A 17839-nucleotide genomic window follows, 5' to 3' on the forward strand; every position below is an offset into this window, starting at 1 on the left:
GGTGGTGCTCAGCTGCCGGACGACGAGCCCGACCCCGACGACGAGCCCTTGGACCCCGACCCCGAGGAGCTGCCGGACACGCCGAGCCCGCCGCGACTCACGGTGCCGTTCGACGACGTCGAGCCCAGGCTGCTGCCCGTCGTGCCGCTGCGGATGCTCGTCCCGCTGGGCGGCGCGGTGACCGAGCCGCCGCGGGCGACGGTGCCGATGGGCGAGTTCGAGCCGTAGTTGTAGTGGTACTGGTTCCCGAAGCCGCCGAGGAAGATCGGGACGAAGCCGCCGTGGTACGAGCCGTTGGTCGGGGTGCCCGAGCAGTAGCTGTCCGCGACGACGACGCCGTTCTGGTCGGTGCACTGGGCGTTGACCTCGTCGTCGCCGCCCGACGAGGCCGCGTAGGCGATCGCGACGATCGCCGCGACCCCGACTGCAACCCCGCCGCCGATGAGCACCCGCTTGCGGATCTTCGACTTGCGCTGCTCGGCGGCGGCCGCCGCCTCCTCCTGCGCCTTGCGCCGCCGATCGGCCTCGCGGCGGGCGCGCTGCTCGGCGACGGTGGGCTCGCGGGGCGTCGTGGTCTCGGGGTCCTGGTAGCGCACGCGGCCGCGGTGGGACGGGTCGGCGGCGGGGCCCCCGGTGGACGCCGTGGACGCGGTGGCCGCCGGTGACCCCGTGGACCCCGTGTCGGCGGAGTTCCACCACGGCTCCTCCGTGCGCGTGGTGGGGGTCTCCGCGCCCGGGGAGGTCGACCCCCCGACCGCCGGCGTGCCCGAGGGCGGCGTGGCCGCGTCGTCCGCGGTCGACCCGGCGTCAGCGCTGGACCCGCCCTCGTGGCGCCCCCGCGACGCGGCCCCCGGCTCCTCGCTCATGTCCTCAGTCCCTCCAGCACCTGACCGGGCCCGCCGATCCCCCCTCGAGGTGACGAGTCCGGCACGCGGCATGATGTCAGCACCATGGTCCTACGGGAACGTCCGTCCTCGCGGGGACGCAGCGACCGGGTGGCGGACGACGCGGACGGTCACGCCGCCCGGCGGCTCGTCGCGCGCCGCGGCGTCGTCGGGATCCTGGCCGGGGCGCTCATCATGCTGCTGGCCGCCAGCGCCTTCGCCGCCACCGGCAACGGCCTGGGCTTCCTCGGGCTCGCCGGGGACGAGTCCGGCGCCTCCTCGGGCGTCCTGGGCGGCTCGAGCAGCGGCCCGGAGACCGACTCCTCGGAGCTGGCCAAGGCGCCCGGCACCTGCCTGACGTGGCAGCGCACCGACGGCGCCGACGTCCACCAGGTCGACTGCTCGGCCTCGCACCTCTTCGAGACGGCCGGCCCGGTGAACGCCACCCAGCCCGAGGGCACGCCGTTCCCGGCCGACGCGGCCTGGCAGAAGATCGTCGCCGACCAGTGCGGCCCGCTGGTGCAGCGCTACCTCGGCAAGCCGCTGGACCCGACCGGGCGCTACAAGGTCGGGGCGCTCAAGCCGACGGCCGCGGCCTGGGGCGACGGCGACCGCACCGTGCGCTGCGGGCTGCAGGCCCCCGGCGTCACCGGCGCGCTGCTCTCCTCGACCGGGAAGGTCTCCGACGCCGACCAGGCCGTGGTGTTCGCGCCCGGCACCTGCCTGGGGCTGAACGGCAAGGAGGTGTCCGACCCGGTGTCCTCGTGCGCGAAGACGCACGCCGCCGAGGTCGCGGGCACCGTCGACCTCGGCACCAAGTTCACCGGCGGGCTGCCCTCGGTGGACGACCAGGACAACTTCCTGCAGCCGGCGTGCACGAAGGTCGCCCAGGACGCGGTCGGCGCGCAGAAGCTCACCGACTCGAAGCTCACGGTCTACTGGACGAACATCAACCAGGCGTCGTGGGACGCGGGCACCCGCCGCGTCAGCTGCGACATGGGCTCGCTGCTCGCGGACAACTCGGGCTTCGCGCCGCTGACCGGGGCGGTCAAGGACGGCGTGACGATCGGCGGCGCCGCCCCCGCGTCGCCGGACCCGCTGCCGCCGCCCGGGGCGCCCGCCGTCGAGCCCTCGACCCCGGCCGCGACGACGACGGCCGCGCCCGCCGCGCCCGCCGCGCCGTCCGCGACCCAGGCGCCCGCCGCGCCGGCGTCGCCGCTGCCGAGCGTGCTGCCGTCCCTCCCGCCGCTGCTGCCCGGCGGCGGCGGGAACGGGAACTGACCCCGCCCCGACGGTGGACCCGGAGCGCTTCGAGGAGCTCGTCGGGGAGGCCCTCGACGAGCTCCCGGCCGAGCTGCTCCGCGCGATGGACAACGTCGTCGTGCTCGTCGAGCCGCGCCACCCCGAGGACCCGGAACTGCTCGGGCTCTACGAGGGCGTGGCGCTGACCGACCGCACCAGCGACTACGGCGGGGTGCTGCCCGACCGCATCACGCTCTACCGCGACGCCCTCGTCGACGCGTGCGCCGACGAGGACGAGCTGCGCGACGAGGTCGCGATCACCGTGGTGCACGAGATCGCCCACCACTTCGGCATCGACGAGGCCACGCTGCACCGGCTGGGCTGGGGCTAGGTGCGCTGCGCGCTCGTGAGCACTAAGTGTCGCTATACCGGCACTTAGTGCTCACATGGCGTCAGCCACCCGTCGCGTCGCGGGTGGAGGCGAGGCCGCCCGGGGCCTCGCGGCGCCAGGCCTCGAGGTCCCACCGGGCGTCGCGGCCCGCCGTCAGGACGATCCGGCCGCAGTTGTCGACGTGGTCGTCCGCGCCCAGGTCGGGGATCTCCCCGACGAGCGCGTGCGCGACCAGCCGCAGCACCGCGCCGTGGCTGACCAGCACGACGGTGCCCGACGCGTGCTCGCAGCGCAGGCCCTCGAGGGCGGGCAGGTAGCGGTCGAGGACGTCGCGGCCCGACTCGCCGCCCGGCATCCGCGCGGTGACGTCGCCGGCGCGCCAGGCGTCGTAGACGGCGCGGAAGCGGGCGATCGACGGCTCGTCGGCGCGGCCCTCGAGGTCGCCGACCTGCACCTCGTGGGTGCCCTCGACGACGTCCGGCGCGAGCCCGAGCGCGGGAGCGACCAGCGAGGCGGTCTCGCGGGCCCGCCGCGCGGGCGAGTGGACGAGCCGGGTGACCGGGCCGAGCGGGTCGGCGGCCAGCTCCTTGCCCAGCGCCTCGGCCTGCAGCCGGCCCAGGTCCGTCAGGCCGGGGCCGGGCAGCACGGTGTCCAGGGTCTTCGCGACGTTCGCCGGGGTCTGGCCGTGGCGGGCGAGCACGAGACGGAGCACGCCTCCATCCGTACCACGTGGGTCAGCCCGGGAGGGCCTCGCCGGGCACCTCGCGGAGTGCGGTCAGCCACCTCGCGGCCGCCGCGTAATCGGCGCCCTCCTGCCCGGGAACCGGCGGGGCGACGGGAGGTGACGGCGCGGTGGATCCCGGCGGCACGACCGCGCGCGGGTAGGAGCCGAGGAAGCGCAGCTCGGTGCAGCGCCGGTGCAGGGCGGCCAGCGCCTCGCCCATCGCCGGCTCGGCGACGTGTCCGGCGCCGTCGAGGAAGAACCAGTAGGTCCCGAGCCGCTCCTTCGAGGGCCGGGACTCGATGCGGGTGAGGTCCACGCCGCGGATCGCGAACTCGGTGAGGATCGCGAGCAGGGCGCCGGGCTCGTTGACCGTGGTGGCGGCGATCGAGGTGCGGTCGGCCCCGGTGGGCGCGGGCAGCCGGACGCCGGCCGGGGCGACGACGACGAAGCGGGTCACCGCGTCGCCGGTGTCGTGCACCCCGTCGGCGAGGACCTCGAGCCCGTAGTGCCGCGCGGCGACCGGCGCGCACACCGCGGCGTCGACCTGCCCGTCGGCGACGGCGGCCGCGGCGGCGGCCGTCGAGGGCGTCATCCGGGTCTCGGCGCCGGGCAGGTGGGTCGCCAGCCAGCGGCGGGTCTGCGCCTCGCCGTGCGGGTGGGAGGCCACGGTGCGCACGTCGGCGCGCGTGGTGCCCGGGCGCACCAGCACCGCGAAGCGGACCGGGAGGAGGATCTCCCGGACGACGACGACCGGCGGGGTCTCGACGAGGCCGTCCATCGTCGCGGGCACGGCGCCCTCGACCGAGTTCTCGATCGGCACGCAGGCCAGCGCCACCTCGCCGGCCCGCAGCAGGTCGAGCGCGGCGGTGGTGCTCGCCGCCGGGCGGAGCCCCGCGCCCGCGAACGCCGACCCCGGCGCCTCGACGAGGCTGCGCAGCGCCTGCTCGCAGAACGTGCCGGGCGGGCCGAGGTAGGCGACCTCCGGCGCGGGCACCGTCACACCAGGCCGAGCCGGGCCATCTCGGCGCCCTGGTCGGCCGGGGCCGTCGACCCGAACGACGACAGGTGCGCGCGGACCCGCGCCGCGGTGGCCTGGTCGACGTCGGCGACCTCGGCGGCGAGGGCGTCCGCGTCGGTGGCGTCCAGCGCGCCGCGGACGGCCTCGACGAGCTCGGGCGGCGGTTCCACCGACGCCTCGGCCGGCGGCTCGGACCCGGGCACCTCGGCACCGGAGGGGCCGCCGTCGTCGGGTCCCCCGGCGGCCGCCGGCGGGACCGCACGCAGGGCGCGGGTGACGGCCACCATGAGGTTGAGCCAGCCGTGGTGGTCGAACCCGGTGTCGGGGTCGACGTGGCGGACCGCGCCCTGCAGCCCGATGCTCGCGGTGAACGAGCGCCCGGCCGCCGCGACCACCGCGAGGAAGCGCGACACGTCGGTGACGCCGGGGAAGGCCCCGGCGCGGTCGCCGCCGCAGCGCAGCTTCGGCCGGCAGCCGTGCCCGACGACGCGGCGCACGCCCGCGATCCAGTCGGCCGACCCGTCGGCGTCGGGCCGGCGCGGCTCGACGACCGCGACGACGTCGTCGGGCACGAACTCGGTGACCCGCTCGAGCCACACCGAGTCCACGTCGTGCGGCGCGGGCATCTCGACCGTGCCGGTGGTGAGCAGCGCGGCGCGCGAGGTGGTCAGCGAGAGCGCCTTGGGCACGCCGCCCAGGCCGGTGTCGACCGACAGCGTGATCGGGACGGGGGCCGCGGGCCGGCGCTTGACGAGCTCGGCCACGAACTCCTGGAGCCGGGACACCGGCACCACCAGCGCGCCGACCAGATCGCCGTACTCGCCGGCGCGGACGTCCAGGTGGGTGTCGAGCACGTCCGCCATCCCGACGCGGGGACCGGGCGAGACGAGCGCGGCGTCGTCGAGGATCCGCGCGAGGAGCGGGGGCACACCGTCGACCGGTGCCCCACCGGCCTGGGGGACGGTGGACACGAGGGCACGGTAGCGGTCGGCCCGGGATCCCCCGGGCACCGGGCGCCCGCGACGGGATCGGCACTTGCTCCCGAGGGGATCACTTCGGTTAGGCTCACCTAACTCACGCACCGGAGGAGCCCGATGGCCAGGAGCTGCCCGCACCAGCCGCCCGTCCCCAGCCCGGCCGAGCGGGCGCGGACCACCGCGGTCCGCGCCTCGGGCGCCGCGCTGATCGCCGGGCCGGGAACGACGGAGCACGCCGACGGCGACGACGGCGGGCGGGTCACGCCGGTGCTGCACCACGTGCCCGCGTCGGGCGCCGCGACGCTCCAGCTGCCCGCCGACCACCCGCTGGTCGTCCGGACCCGCGCGCAGGAGTACCTGCCGGTGATGCTGGAGCTGACCGACACCGCGCCGCTGCCGGTGCGCCAGCCGGTGCGGGGCCTGGTGTGGATCGCCGGCCGGGTGCGGGTGCTGCCGGCGCGGGTCGCCCGGCGCGCGGCGCTGCGCATCGCGGCCGAGACCGCGGACGAGCGCCTCCTCGACGTCGGGCACTCCGACGTGCTGCTGCGCCTGGACCCGGGCTCGGTGGTGCTCTCCGACGCCGAGGGCACCGGCACCTTCACCCCGGCGGAGGTCGCCGCCGGCGCGCCCGACCCGTTCGTGGCGACCGGCGACGCCTGGCTCTCCCACCTCGCCCACGCGCACGCCTCGCTGCTGGCCGGGCTCGCCCGTCACCTGCCGCCCGCACTGCGGCGCCCGGAGAACACGCTGGTGCCGCTCGCCGTCGACCGGCTGGGGCTGCGCCTGCGGGTGGAGACCGACCGGGGCGACCACGACGTGCGGATCGGCTTCTCGGCGCCGGTGGCCTGCCCCCGGCTGCTCGGCGCCGAGGTCCGCCGGCTCGCGGAGGTCAGCCCGGCGGCGACGGGCGCGGTTCAGCGTCGCGCAGCGGAGCGGTGACCTTCCGCTCGGCGATGAACGAGACGAACGGGATGGTGCCGGCGAGCGCCACGAGCAGCAGGCGCAGGACCGGCCAGCGGCTCTTCACGCCCAGGTCGGCGGTCAGCGCCAGGTAGCCCATGTAGAGGAAGCCGTGGATGGGACCGACGGTCGCGACGAGCGTCGGGTCGCCCGCGAAGTACTTCAGCGGCATCGCGACCAGCACGAGCACGAGCAGGCCGGTGCCCACCACCCAGGCCATCACCCGGTAGCGCTTCATCGCGGCGACGATCTTCGGGGTCAGCGCCGCCGTCGAGGTCGGTGCGGTCACGCTGGGGACTCCTCGCAGGTCAGGGGGTCTCGTCGGGGTCACGGGCATCGGCCCGGGCGAGCGCGGCGAGCATGGCGTTGTAGTCGGTACGGGCCCGGCCCCGCGCCGGCGCCCCCTGCCCGTCGCCGGGGCGCACCCCCGCGGGCCGGGGAGTGAAGGGCGAGTCCGGCGGCGGCACGGAGGTCCCGACGGCGGGTGCGGGGCCGTCGTTGCCGGGCGCCGGCCCGGCGGCGTCGTCGTCGGTGTCGTCGGGGAGCTCGCCGCGGACGGCGGCGAGCTGGAGCGCCTCGGCGTGCAGCATGCGCCACCACAGCGCGGCGAAGAACACCCCGAACAGCGGCCACTGCAGCGCGTACCCCGCGTTGAGCAGCGTCCCGGTGGGCGACTCCGCGCGGCCCAGCTGCCAGTAGGCCATCCCGCCGCAGACGATCACCGCGACGACCGCGAGCAGCGTCCACCCGACCCACCGGGGGGTGGCCAGCACTCGGAGGACGCGTCCCACACCGGCGAGGCTACCGACGCCGGGGTGTGCGCGGGCGTGACGCCGTCGCGGTCGGCCTAGGGTGACCCGCGATGAGCCTGCTGCGTACGTGGCTCGCCCCGCCGAGGCCCGCGGTCGCGGAGGCGGACGGGCGCGAGCGCCGCCTGCTCGTGACCGAGATCCTCGTCGTCGCGACCGTGACCCTCGGCCTGTCCGGCCTGCGCTCGCTCATCTCGCTGCTCGACTCGCTCGCCGCCCCCGCGCCCCTGGCGTCCCGGCAGGTGGCGATCGACCGGCCGCTCGCGACCGACGCCTGGGTGGACCTCGCCGCCCAGCTCGCCTCGTCGCTGCAGCTCGTCGCGTGGGGAGGGCTGGGCCTCTACCTGCTGCTGCGGGCCGGGTCCGGGCCCCGCGCGGTGGGTCTCGACGGCACGCGGCCCGGCCGCGACGCGCTCGCCGCGGTCGGGCTCGCCGCCCTCATCGGCATCCCGGGGCTGGGGTTCTACCTGCTCACCCGGGCGCTCGGGATCAACCTCACCGTGGTGCCCTCGGTCCTCGACGACCACTGGTGGCGGGTGCCGGTCCTCGTGCTGTCGGCGGTCGCGAACGCGTGGGCCGAGGAGGTCCTCGTCGTCGGATGGCTGCTCACCGTGCTGCGCCGGCTCGGGCTCTCGGAGAACCGGTCGCTCGCGATCTCGGCCCTGCTCCGCGGGTCCTACCACCTCTACCAGGGCTTCGGCGGCGGGCTCGGCAACGTCGTCATGGGCCTGGTGTTCGGGCGGTACTGGCAGCGCAGCGGGCGGCTGTGGCCGCTGGTCGGGGCGCACGCGCTCATCGACGTGGTGGCGTTCGTGGGGTCGGCGCTGCTGGCGGGGAAGGTGCCGTTCCTGCCGCGCTGAGCCGTCCCCCCGAGTGCCAGCGGAGCGTCGTTGCTGGCATCCAGTGGCAGGAAAGCCACATCGTCGATCGGCCGCTCGTAGGGTCGGCGCCCATGACCCCGCCCCGCGTGGACTCCGAGGTCGGCCCGCTGCGCACCGTCGTCCTCCACCGACCGGGCCCCGAGCTCGAGCGGCTGACCCCCCGCAACGCCGACCGGCTGCTGTTCGACGGGATCCCGTGGGTCGAGCGGGCCCAGCTCGAGCACGACCGCTTCGCCGCGACCCTCGAGCGCCACGGCGTCCGGGTCCTGCTCCTCGCCGACCTCCTGCGCACCGCGCTCGACGACGCCGACGCCCGGGAACGGGGCATCGCCGACGCGGTCGACGAGCGGGTCCTCGGCCGCGAGCTGGGCGACGGGGTCCGGGCCCAGCTGACCGCGATGGGTCCCGACGACCTCGCCGAGGTCCTCATCGGCGGGCTCACCTTCCGCGAGCTCGGCGACGGCCACAGCTCGCTGGTCCGGCGGATGCACGGCCCCGACGAGTTCGCCGTCGACCCGCTGCCCAACCTCATGTTCACCCGCGACTCGTCGATCCGCGTGGGCGACCACGTCGTCGCCGCCGCCATGGGGATGCCCGCCCGGCGGCGGGAGGCCGCGCTCGTCGCGCTCGCCCAGCGGGCCCACGCCCAGCTCGGCGGGGTGCCGCACACCGACCCCCGTGACCCTTCGCCCGTCGAGGGCGGCGACGTGCTCCTGCTCGCGCCCGGGGTCCTCGCCGTCGGGGTCGGGGAGCGCACCAGCCCCGCCGGCGCCGAGTCCTTCGCCCGCGCCATGTTCGACGCCGAGCTCGCCCACACCGTGCTCGCCGTCCCCATCACGCAGCGGCGGGCGACGATGCACCTCGACACGGTGGCGACCATGGTCGACGTCGACACCCTGGTCGTCTTCCCGGAGGTCCTCGACTCGCTCCAGGCCTGGACGATCACCCCCGACGGGGCCGGGCTCGCCATCGCCGGCCCCGAGCCCTTCCGGCCGGCCGCCGCGGCGGCGATGGGGATCGAGGAGCTGCGCGCGGTCGACACCGGCCCGGCGGGCGTCGCCGCCGAGCGCGAGCAGTGGGACGACGGCAACAACACCCTCGCGCTCGCCCCCGGCCTCGTCGTCGCCTACGAGCGCAACACGACGACGAACGGGCGGCTGCGCGACGCCGGGATCGAGGTCGTGACGATCGAGGGGTTCGAGCTGGGCTCGGGGCGCGGCGGGCCACGGTGCCTGTCGTGCCCGTGGGAGCGCGCCCCGGCGTCCTGACCCGCTCGACGACGGGGCTTTTCTGCCACTGGATGCAAGCAACGACGCTTCGCTTGCACGGAAGGCACCACCCGAACGGGTCCCGCTCCCACGTTCGGCGCAGCCAGGCGTGCGTCCGGCCACAGGCGGCACCGTCCCACTGCGCCCGAACGGCCCTCGACCTAGCGTCGTCGTCCGTGCTGGACAAGCGCCCCGCCCGCCGGCCCGCGAACCCGCTGCGCCGTCTCTCCGGCGAGCGCTGGGAGGCCATGGAGCCGACCTGGCGCGACGCGAAGCCCGGCATCATCCACGCCGCCCTCGAGCGGGCGACGGCGCGGCCGTCGGGCAACTGGTACGTCGTCGCCGCGTCCCGCGACGTCCGCGCCGGGACCCCGTTCGGCACGACGGTGGCCGGGGTCGAGCTGGTGCTGTGGCGCTCGCCGTCCGGGGAGCTCCACGCCGGGCCGGGCGCGTGCCCGCACCTCGGCGCCGCCATGGCCACCGCGACGCAGTCCGGCTGCGAGCTCATCTGCCGCTGGCACGGCCTGGCGCTCGGCCCGTCCGGGCGCGCGGGCTGGCGGACGCTGCCCGCCCACGACGACGGCGTCCTCGCCTGGGTCCGGCTCGACGCGGTCGGCGGCGAGGAACCCACCGACACCCCGATCCTGCCGGTGCGCCCGGACCACACCGCGAGCCTCGTCGCCGTCGCGACGATGGTCGGCACCTGCGAGCCCGACGACGTCGTCGCCAACCGCCTCGACCCCTGGCACGGCGCCTGGTTCCACCCGCACTCGTTCGCCGACCTCCGCGTCGACTCCGCCCCGGCGCGGACCGCCACCGAGGCCGAGGACCACTTCGACCTCCACGTCGCGTTCCGGCTCACCCGGAACTGGGGCATCCCGGTCGAGGCCCGCTTCACCTGCCCCGACCCGCGCACCGTCGTCATGCACATCACCCGGGGCGAGGGGGCGGGCAGCGTCGTCGAGACCCACGCGACCCCGCTCGCCCCGCACCCCGACGGCCGCGCGCGCACCCAGGTGACCGAGGCCGTCGTCGCGCACTCGGACCGCGAGGGGTTCGGGCACGCCCGGCGGGCCCGGCGGGTGGTGCGCCCGCTGATGGAGTGGGCCGCGAAGCGGCTGTGGGTCGACGACATCGAGTACGCCGAGCGGACCTACGAGGTGCGCAGGCGCACCATGTGAACGGATGTGGTCGTCCTGGCGACCACATCCGTTCACCTGGGGCGCCGCCCCACGACCGTGTGCACGATCCCGCGCTGCCAGCCGTCCATCGGCTCCACGCGCACCTGCTCCAGCCCGGCCTCGCGCAGCCGCGCGGTGAGCCGGCCGATCCCGTCGAAGGCGAGCACGCTGCGCCACAGGTAGCGGTAGAGCGACGCGTCGCCGGTCACCCGCCACCCGAGCGGGATGACGATGGCCCAGCACACGGCGGTCCACACGGCCTGCGCGACCCGGGAGTCGGCCACCGAGTACTCGTGCACCGCCAGCGGCGCGCCCGGGGCCAGGAGGTCGCGCAGGTCGGCGACGCCGGCGTCGACATCGGGCAGGTTGCGGAGCAGGTAGGCCGCCAGGACACCGTCGAACGGGCCCTCGACGCCCGCGGCGGCGAGCTCCTCGGCCCGCGAGTGCACGAACCGGACCGTCGACGGCCACGCCTTCGCCCGGGCCTGCGCGAGCATCTCCGCCGAGGCGTCCGCCGCGACGATCTCGGCCTCCGGGTAGGTCTCCAGCAGCGCCCGGGTCGACAGCCCGGTCCCGCACCCGACGTCGAGCAGGCGCAGCCCCGCCCCGCGCCCGGGCAGGCCCAGGCGGCCCGCGGACCGCTTCAGGTGATCGAAGTAGCCGGGGTTCGCGCCGACGAGGCGGTCGTAGGAGGTCGCGTCCTGGTCGAACGCCGAGGGCACCTCGGCGGCCTCGCGCGCGCGGTCGAAGGATCTGGGTCGGGCCACGGCCGCGCATCCTGCCGTGGACGGGCGAGCGGCGCCGGTTTCGCCCTCCGGTGCCGGGAACGTGCCGGTGCCGCGACGACCGGGGCGCCAAACTGAGAGCGCGCTCCCGCACACGGATCACGCACGCGTCCGATCGGAGCACGCGGTGGCCCGTCGGCGCCCCGTGACGGGCTCTCGGCGCGTTCGGCGGACGGGATCTCTCAGACTCGCCGGTCACGGACAGGTCACGGTCCTAACTTCTGCGGCCGTGCGGAGACGGATGACGACGACGGCCTGGGCGCTGGCCCTGGTCGCGATGACCGGGGTGCCCTTCGCGATGTCCGCCTGGCGCGGCCACGACACCTCACCGGGCTCGATGCTCTCGGTGGGGCTGGCCGTGCTCGGCCTCGCCGCGCTCGTCGTGGTCGTGCTGGTCCCCTCCCGGATCCGGACCCTGACCCGGGCCTTCGGCGTCGACCGGGTCATGGGCCTGCACCGCTGGCTCGGGATCCTCGCGCTCGTCGCGGTCGTCCTGCACGCGGCCGTCGCGCTGTGGAACCACCCCACGCTGCTCAACCCGCTCACCGCCCGGGACACCGCGAAGGTCGGGTGGGGCTCGCTGGTGTCGCTGCTGCTGGTCGGCGGGGTCGCCGCCGGGGGGCGCCGGCCCGGGGCGCGCTACGAGGTGTGGGCACGTCTGCACGTGGCGCTCGCCGGGGCCGGGCTGGTCCTGGCCGCGCTGCACGTCATCTGGCTCAACCACCTCGTGGCCGACCCGGCGATGCGGGTGTGCCTGATCCTGCTCGCCGGGGTCCTGCTCGCCGTGCTATCCCACCGCTGGGTGTGGCGCCCGCTGTTCTCCCGCCAGGGCGCCTACGTCGTCTACGGCGTGCGCCGCGAGGGGCCGAGCGTGTCGACGCTCGTCCTCGCCCCCGTGCACCTGCGCCGGGGCGGCCTGCGGTTCGACCCGGGCCAGTTCGTGTGGCTGCGCCTCAAGCGCGCCGTGGTGGGCACCGAGGAGCACCCGTTCACCATCGCCTCGAGCGCCAACGTGACCGGGCGGCTGGAGCTCACCGTCCGCGACCAGGGCGACTTCTCGCACCGCGTCGCCGCCCTGCGGCAGGGCGAGAAGGTGTGGCTCGACGGCCCGCACGGCTCGTTCACCACCGAGGAGGACCGGGACTGCGCCGGCCTCGTCCTCGTGGCGGGCGGCGTCGGGATCACACCGATGATGAGCATGCTGCGGACCCTCGCCGAGCGCGGGGACACCCGCCGTCACCGGCTCGTGCTCGCCGAGCGCGGCTCCGAGCCGCTCTTCGCCGACGAGCTCGCCGTGCTCGAGCGCCGCCTCGACCTCGAGGTGACCCGCACCGCCGGCCGCCGCGTCGACCTCGCGCTGCTCTCCGAGGTCCTCCCGGGTCCTCCCGAGCGCGACCACCTGGACTACTTCGTCTGCGGGCCGCCCTCGTTGCTCGCCGGCAGCCTCGCCGCCCTCGAGCAGCTCGCCGTCCCGCCGACCCGCATCCACACCGAGCAGTTCGGCTGGTCCGGGCCGATGCCGGTCTCCCCCTCCCCGTCCGGGACAACCGCCCCGGGTCCGTCCGCTCCCCCCTCGAAGGACCCCCATGGCCAGACACTCGACCCGACGGCGCATCCCGCGCTGGGCGGTCGCCGCGCCGCTCTCGATCCTGCTGGTGCTCGGGGCGGCGCAGGCCTGGGCCTCGTCGACGCACGGTCCGGGGACGTCCTCGGCGGCGGGCCGCAGCACCCGGACGTCCCGGCACGACTCGCTGCTCGGTCGGCTGACCGCGGCGATCACGGGGCGCGGCGGCCAGGACGGGACCGGCTCGCCACGACCGGCGGGTGGGAGCACGACGACGGCCGCGTCGCCGACGCCCTCCTCCGCGACACCCGCCGCCGCCCACCGGGGCGGGGCGGACGGCACGCATCCGTCTGACCGCCAGAAGAACACCGGCACGAAGCAGCAGCAGGTCGACTGCACGCTGATCGTGCCGCCGCACCCCACCAGCGCGGCCGGCCTCGCGACGCCGTACCGGCTCAAGGGGGCGGGCGGTGGCGGCGCGTGCCACGAGGCGGACACCGCGCAGGCCGCGTTCGTCGAGGCCACGATCCTCGACCCGGCGACGGGCGCGCTGTCGGTCTACCACCCGCTGGTCGTCGACAACGGGACGAAGCCCGCCGCGGCGCCGGTGGCACCCGCCGTGCCGCCGGGCGCCGTCGTCGGGGTCTGGTTCGGCTTCAACGGCACGACGCTGACCCTCGACGGTGACCGCGCCGGCTGTGTCGAGGGGACCCCCGGCTCGCCGTTCGGCCAGTTCGCCGACTGCGACGCACCCGCGTTCTTCGCCGCCGCGAACGGCGCCGTCGCGGCCGGGAAGCTCACCGTGCCCGGTCTCGGCACCGCCGCCGACGGGCAGCCGTGCCCGACCACCCGCGACTTCTCGGTCGTCGACCAGGACCAGAGCGACAACCTCGCCACGTCCTACCGGGTGCTCGGTGACGGCCGGACCGCCCAGGACACCGCGGCGAACACCGGTCTCGGCGGGACGGTTCTCACCAACGCCAGCGACAACGGGCTGCTCGACGCCTTCGTCGACCCGGCCCTGGGCTGCCGGCCGATGACGGCCCCGGACGCCGGCGACGCCGGCCGGCAGGTCCCGTCGCTCGCGCTCAACGAGCTGCAGGCCGCCGCCCACCAGGGCGGGCCCGTGGCCCTGGTGCCCGCGAACGACCCGATGGTCCAGAACGACGGGAAGCCGTCGCCGGCCAAGCTCGCGCTCTACCGTGCGGGCGTCGACCAGCCGGTCGGCGCGTCCTCCGACGGCGCGGCCTACTGCCGGTCGCTGGTGGCCGTGGCCCCGGGACGTCTGAAGGCCGACCAGGCCCGCTTCTCCCAGGCCCCCTCCCCGGACGCCGCGGCGGCGAACACCCTGTTCACCTTCCTCGCCCAGCGCCTGCAGGCGTCGTTCCAGAACCTCGGGTGCTCCGACCTCGGGGTGCCGCCGCCGCCACTGCGGGTGACGAAGAAGGGGGATCAGGCGGTCGCGGCGACGATCACCGGTTAGCCGAACCTACACTCGGGAGCCATGACCCCCTCGTCGTCGACGTTCCACGAGCTCCTGCGCGAGCAGATCCGCCACGAGTTCACGGCGTCGCAGCAGTACACCGCCGTCGCGGTGTACTGCGACGACGAGGACCTGCCGCAGATGGCGGCGCACTTCTACGCGCAGGCGCTCGAGGAGCGCAACCACGCGATGGGCATGGTCCAGTACCTGCTCGACAACGACGTGCACGTGCGGGTCCCCGGGATCGACGACGTCCGCAACGACTTCAAGTCGGTCGAGGACGTCGTCGAGCTCGTGCTCGACCAGGAGAAGCGGGTCACCGACCAGATCACGCTGCTCGCCCGCACCGCCCGCGACGAGGGCGACTACCTCGGCGAGCAGTTCATGCAGTGGTACCTCAAGGAGCAGGTCGAGGAGGTGGCCTCGATGACCACGCTGCTGCGCATCGTGCGCCGCGCCGGGGACAACCTGTTCCACGTCGAGGACTTCGTGGCCCGCGAGATGCCCCCCGGCGCGGGCACCGACCCGACCGCTCCGCCGTCGGCGGGCGGCACGGCCACGCTGACCGGCGCCTGAGCGCCCGGGCGCTCGGCGCCCCACCGCCGGGACGAACGACGCGTTCGTGGCGGTAGAAGCCACCAACGGGTCGTTCGTGCCGGGCGGAGCGGGTCAGACAGCGGCCGGCCGCACCACCCAGGTCCGCCCGGTCGGGCGCAGCACCGGGGCGAGCAGCTCGGTGAGGTGGGCGACGACGCGGATCGTGGCCCAGGCGGTCACCACCGCCACAACGTCCACCAGCGCGTGGAGCACGACGCCGTCCGCGAGCGCCTGGGTGCTCGACCAGAACCCGTGCACGACCGTCACCAGGCCGAGGACCACCCCGACCGCCCAGCTCGCCCACCAGGTGAGCACCGGCCGCGACGGTGTCGGCCGCCGCGCCGGGTCGAGGCCGGAGGCGGCGTGCTCGATCTCGGCGAGCGTCGCGCCCGGGACCGTGAGCGTGAAGGGCGGCAGCACGCAGCCGAGCAGGAGGATCCGCCTGGAGCGCCACGGGCGCGTGCCGGACTCCCCGGCCGCGAGGTCCCGGGCCGCGAGCAGCCAGCGCAGGAACACGACGCCGGTGGCGAGGGCGACGACCGGCGTGAGCAGCCCGAACAGCGTGACGAGGGCGTCGGACCACCCCAGCGCGACGCCCGAGAGCGCGCGGTCGCGGGACAGCACCAGCAGGACGTAGCGGAAGACCTCCCCGGCGGCGGCGATCCCGGCGAGCAGCGCGGTGGTCGCCGCGAGGCGGCGTAGCAGCTCGGCGTGCGCGCGCAGGGCCTCGGCCGGCTCCGGCACCGGTCGGCGCGGCAGCGGCCCGTCCGGGCCGCCCGGCTCCGGGCGCGCGGCCCAGGGCCACAGGCTCCAGCGGGGGATGTCGCGGTAGCGCGGCGGCCCCGCGTACGGCCGCCGCGTGGGGGCGGGATCGCGAGGGCGGAGCGCGTCGGGCGTGGTGGCGACCCACCGCACGCCGGAGAGCACGCGGCCGCAGTGCACGCAGAAGCGTCCGGGATCCCCCGGCGGCTGTTCCCGGCCGCACCGCGGGCAGGTCATGGCGACCTCCTCCTCACGGCCCTACACCACCTGGGCGGGCCCCGGCCCGTCGCTCACCACCGGACGACCGGCGGCCTCCCACGCGAGCATGCCCCCGCTGACGTTGACCGCCTCCCGGCCCTGCCCGACGAGGTACGCGGTCACCTGGGCCGAGCGCCCGCCGACCCGGCAGACGACGGCCAGCGGTCCCTCGGGGACCTCGTCGAGCCGCGACAGGAACTGCGACATCGGCACGTGCACGGCCTGCGGCGCGTGGCCCGCGACCCACTCGTCGTCCTCACGGACGTCGAGCAGGGTGGAGCCCTCGGGCACCTCGGTCGCCGCCACGGCGGGCACCTCGGACGTCATGCCCCCATCAGATCACACGGTGCGCTGCGCGCTCGTGAGCACTTTCGCTCGCTATAGCGACCGAAAGTGCTCACGAGCCGAAGGCACCGGACGACCCGGCGCCGGTCATCGAGCGGACCTCCATCTCGGCCGCCTTGCGCTCGGCCTCGTCCCTCTCCTGCGCGGTCATCTGGTTCGCGCCGACGAAGGTCCCGACGACGCCCAGCAGGAACGAGAGCGGGATCGAGACGATGCCGGGGTTGGAGAGCGGGAACCAGGCGAAGTCGACGCCCGCGCCGAACACCGCCTCCGACGACCCGGAGACCACCGGCGAGAAGATGATCAGGACGATGCAGATCCCGAGCCCGCCGTAGATGCTCCAGAGCGCCCCGACGGTGTTGAACCGCTTCCAGAACAGCGAGTACAGCAGCGTCGGGAGGTTCGCCGACGCGGCCACCGCGAACGCCAGCGCGACCAGGAACGCCACGTTCTGACCGTTGGCGAGGATGCCGCCGAGCACCGCGACGACGCCGACGACGAGGGCCGTGCGCCGCGCGACCCGGACCTCGGAGCCGGGCTCGGGCTTGCCGTCCTTCATGACCGAGGCGTAGACGTCGTGCGCGAACGAGGCCGCCGCGGTGATCGTCAGACCGGCGACGACGGCGAGGATCGTCGCGAACGCGATCGCCGACACGAGGCCGAGCAGCACCGTGCCGCCGAGCTCGAAGGCGAGCAGCGGGGCCGCGTCGTTGACGTTCTTCGACGAGAGGACGCCCGGGGGCACCAGGGCCGCGGCGCCGTACCCGATCACGAGCGTGAACAGGTAGAAGATGCCGATGATCCAGATCGCCCAGTTCACCGAGCGGCGGGCCTCCTGGGCGGTGGGCACCGTGTAGAAGCGCATGAGGACGTGGGGCAGACCCGCCGTCCCGAGCACCAGCGCGACCGCGAGCGAGATGAAGTCGATCTTGCTGGTGATCGTCTTGCCGTACTGGTTCCCGGCGTCGAGCAGGTTCTTGCTGACGTTGGCGTCGGCGGCCCCGAGCACCGAGGACAGGTTGAAGCTGAAGAGCCCCAGCACCCACACCGTCATCACCGCGGCGCCGATGACCAGCAGCGTCGCCTTGATGATCTGCACCCAGGTGGTGCCGCGCATGCCGCCGTAGAGCACGTAGAAGATCATCACGAGCCCGACCAGCAGGATCACCAGCGACTGCCCGTCGAAGATGCCGGGCTGGTTCGGGACGCCGAGCAGCAGCGAGATCAGCCCGCCGGCGCCGGCCATCTGGGCGAGCAGGTAGAAGAACGAGACCACGAGGGTGGAGACCGCCGCGGCGGCGCGCACCGGGCGCTGGCGCATCCGGAAGCTCAGGACGTCGCCCATCGTGAAGCGCCCGACGTTGCGCAGCAGCTCGGCGACGAGCAGCAGCGCCGTCAGCCACGCGACGAGGAAGCCGACCGAGTAGAGGAACCCGTCGTAGCCGTTCACCGCGATCGCGCCGGCGATGCCCAGGAAGGACGCGGCCGAGAGGTAGTCCCCGGAGATCGCGATGCCGTTCTGCGGGCCGGTGAACGAGCTGCCCGCCGCGTAGTAGTCCGACGCGGTCGTGGCCGAGCGGCTCACCCGGTAGACGATGAGCAGGGTGATGACGACGAAGACCAGGAAGATGCCGATGTTGAGCAGCGGGCTGCCGAGCTGCTTGGGGGCCTGGGCCTGGCTGGGGAGCGCGGCGAGCACGGCCGGCAGGG

General features: G+C 75.4%; 19 protein-coding genes. 9 read left to right on the top strand and 10 right to left on the bottom strand.

Translation table 11 applies throughout. The features are described 5' to 3' along the window. Positions 1-8: 8 nt before the first annotated feature. Positions 9-866, bottom strand: coding sequence for a hypothetical protein (locus tag HH311_RS09965; protein ID WP_211190057.1), 858 nt, complete (start codon positions 864-866; stop codon positions 9-11). Between the two features lie 129 nt (positions 867-995). Here HH311_RS09965 and HH311_RS09970 point away from each other — a divergent pair, with 129 nt between their 5' ends. Both HH311_RS09970 and HH311_RS09975 read left to right on the top strand, forming a co-directional pair. Beyond that, positions 996-2165 carry a septum formation family protein gene (locus HH311_RS09970; protein WP_169183495.1) on the top strand — a complete coding sequence of 390 codons (1170 nt, stop codon included), beginning with the start codon at positions 996-998 and terminating at the stop codon, positions 2163-2165. A gap of 13 nt (positions 2166-2178) precedes the next feature. Then, positions 2179-2517 carry a metallopeptidase family protein gene (locus tag HH311_RS09975; RefSeq protein WP_169183496.1) on the top strand — a complete coding sequence of 113 codons (339 nt, stop codon included), beginning with the start codon at positions 2179-2181 and terminating at the stop codon, positions 2515-2517. A gap of 61 nt (positions 2518-2578) precedes the next feature. Here the strand turns inward: HH311_RS09975 and HH311_RS09980 are convergent, their stop codons facing one another. Genes HH311_RS09980 through HH311_RS09990 form a run of 3 tightly spaced genes read right to left on the bottom strand, consistent with a single transcriptional unit; the run spans position 2579 to position 5230 of the window. After that, positions 2579-3229, bottom strand: coding sequence for a histidine phosphatase family protein (locus HH311_RS09980; RefSeq protein WP_169183497.1), 651 nt, complete (start codon positions 3227-3229; stop codon positions 2579-2581). 22 nt (positions 3230-3251) lie between these two features. Continuing rightward, positions 3252-4241, bottom strand: coding sequence for a prephenate dehydratase (gene pheA, locus HH311_RS09985; protein WP_169183498.1), 990 nt, complete (start codon positions 4239-4241; stop codon positions 3252-3254). Beyond that, entirely contained in the window at positions 4238-5230 is a 993-nt protein-coding gene (locus tag HH311_RS09990) for a hypothetical protein (protein ID WP_312030056.1), read from the bottom strand. The genes pheA and HH311_RS09990 overlap by 4 nt, the downstream gene beginning before the upstream one ends. A gap of 123 nt (positions 5231-5353) precedes the next feature. Between HH311_RS09990 and HH311_RS09995 the strand changes: the two genes are divergently transcribed. After that, a complete protein-coding gene (locus HH311_RS09995) occupies positions 5354-6175 on the top strand; it encodes a DUF2470 domain-containing protein (RefSeq protein WP_169183499.1) in 822 nt (273 codons plus the stop codon). Here the strand turns inward: HH311_RS09995 and HH311_RS10000 are convergent. Both HH311_RS10000 and HH311_RS10005 read right to left on the bottom strand, forming a co-directional pair. Continuing rightward, positions 6126-6485 (bottom strand): DUF3817 domain-containing protein, encoded by a 360-nt coding sequence (locus HH311_RS10000; RefSeq protein ID WP_312030057.1) that lies wholly within the window; start codon positions 6483-6485, stop codon positions 6126-6128. The genes HH311_RS09995 and HH311_RS10000 overlap by 50 nt on opposite strands. Positions 6486-6504: 19 nt before the next feature. Beyond that, the gene (locus tag HH311_RS10005; protein ID WP_169183500.1) at positions 6505-6987 is read right to left on the bottom strand and encodes a hypothetical protein; all 483 of its coding nucleotides are present in this window, start codon (positions 6985-6987) and stop codon (positions 6505-6507) included. A 71-nt stretch (positions 6988-7058) separates the two neighbouring features. Between HH311_RS10005 and HH311_RS10010 the strand changes: the two genes are divergently transcribed. From HH311_RS10010 to HH311_RS10020, 3 genes are all read left to right on the top strand, one after another. Then, a complete protein-coding gene (locus HH311_RS10010; RefSeq protein WP_169183501.1) occupies positions 7059-7865 on the top strand; it encodes a CPBP family intramembrane glutamic endopeptidase in 807 nt (268 codons plus the stop codon). Between the two features lie 92 nt (positions 7866-7957). After that, positions 7958-9154: an arginine deiminase gene (locus HH311_RS10015; protein ID WP_169183502.1), complete on the top strand. Its 1197-nt coding sequence runs from the start codon at positions 7958-7960 to the stop codon at positions 9152-9154. A gap of 179 nt (positions 9155-9333) precedes the next feature. Beyond that, on the top strand, positions 9334-10335 hold the full coding sequence (locus HH311_RS10020) for a DUF5914 domain-containing protein (protein WP_396027434.1): 1002 nt from the start codon (positions 9334-9336) through the stop codon (positions 10333-10335). A 32-nt stretch (positions 10336-10367) separates the two neighbouring features. Here the strand turns inward: HH311_RS10020 and HH311_RS10025 are convergent, their stop codons facing one another. Further along, positions 10368-11102: a class I SAM-dependent methyltransferase gene (locus HH311_RS10025; RefSeq protein WP_169183503.1), complete on the bottom strand. Its 735-nt coding sequence runs from the start codon at positions 11100-11102 to the stop codon at positions 10368-10370. Positions 11103-11361: 259 nt separating this feature from the next. On the opposite strand from HH311_RS10025, the gene HH311_RS10030 reads away from it, so the two are divergent. The 3 genes from HH311_RS10030 to HH311_RS10040 are packed head-to-tail and all read left to right on the top strand — an operon-like array spanning position 11362 to position 14743. Further along, positions 11362-13038: a ferric reductase-like transmembrane domain-containing protein gene (locus tag HH311_RS10030; protein ID WP_169183504.1), complete on the top strand. Its 1677-nt coding sequence runs from the start codon at positions 11362-11364 to the stop codon at positions 13036-13038. Positions 13039-13090: 52 nt separating this feature from the next. Next, complete coding sequence (locus HH311_RS10035; protein WP_312030058.1) at positions 13091-14167, top strand: hypothetical protein; 1077 nt, start codon at positions 13091-13093, stop codon at positions 14165-14167. 21 nt (positions 14168-14188) lie between these two features. Further along, a complete protein-coding gene (locus HH311_RS10040; protein ID WP_169183505.1) occupies positions 14189-14743 on the top strand; it encodes a ferritin in 555 nt (184 codons plus the stop codon). Positions 14744-14836: 93 nt separating this feature from the next. On the opposite strand, the gene HH311_RS10045 is transcribed toward HH311_RS10040, so the two are convergent. The 3 genes from HH311_RS10045 to HH311_RS10055 all read right to left on the bottom strand — a co-directional run bounded on the left by HH311_RS10045 (position 14837) and on the right by HH311_RS10055 (position 17837). Beyond that, positions 14837-15763 (bottom strand): DUF4328 domain-containing protein, encoded by a 927-nt coding sequence (locus HH311_RS10045; protein ID WP_169183506.1) that lies wholly within the window; start codon positions 15761-15763, stop codon positions 14837-14839. Between the two features lie 21 nt (positions 15764-15784). Continuing rightward, positions 15785-16111 (bottom strand): rhodanese-like domain-containing protein, encoded by a 327-nt coding sequence (locus tag HH311_RS10050; RefSeq protein ID WP_169183507.1) that lies wholly within the window; start codon positions 16109-16111, stop codon positions 15785-15787. 70 nt (positions 16112-16181) lie between these two features. After that, positions 16182-17837 carry a cation acetate symporter gene (locus HH311_RS10055; RefSeq protein ID WP_211190083.1) on the bottom strand — a complete coding sequence of 552 codons (1656 nt, stop codon included), beginning with the start codon at positions 17835-17837 and terminating at the stop codon, positions 16182-16184. Positions 17838-17839: the final 2 nt, after the last annotated feature.

This window comes from Actinomycetospora sp. TBRC 11914 (assembly GCF_012933465.1).
Classification (GTDB): domain Bacteria; phylum Actinomycetota; class Actinomycetes; order Mycobacteriales; family Pseudonocardiaceae; genus Actinomycetospora.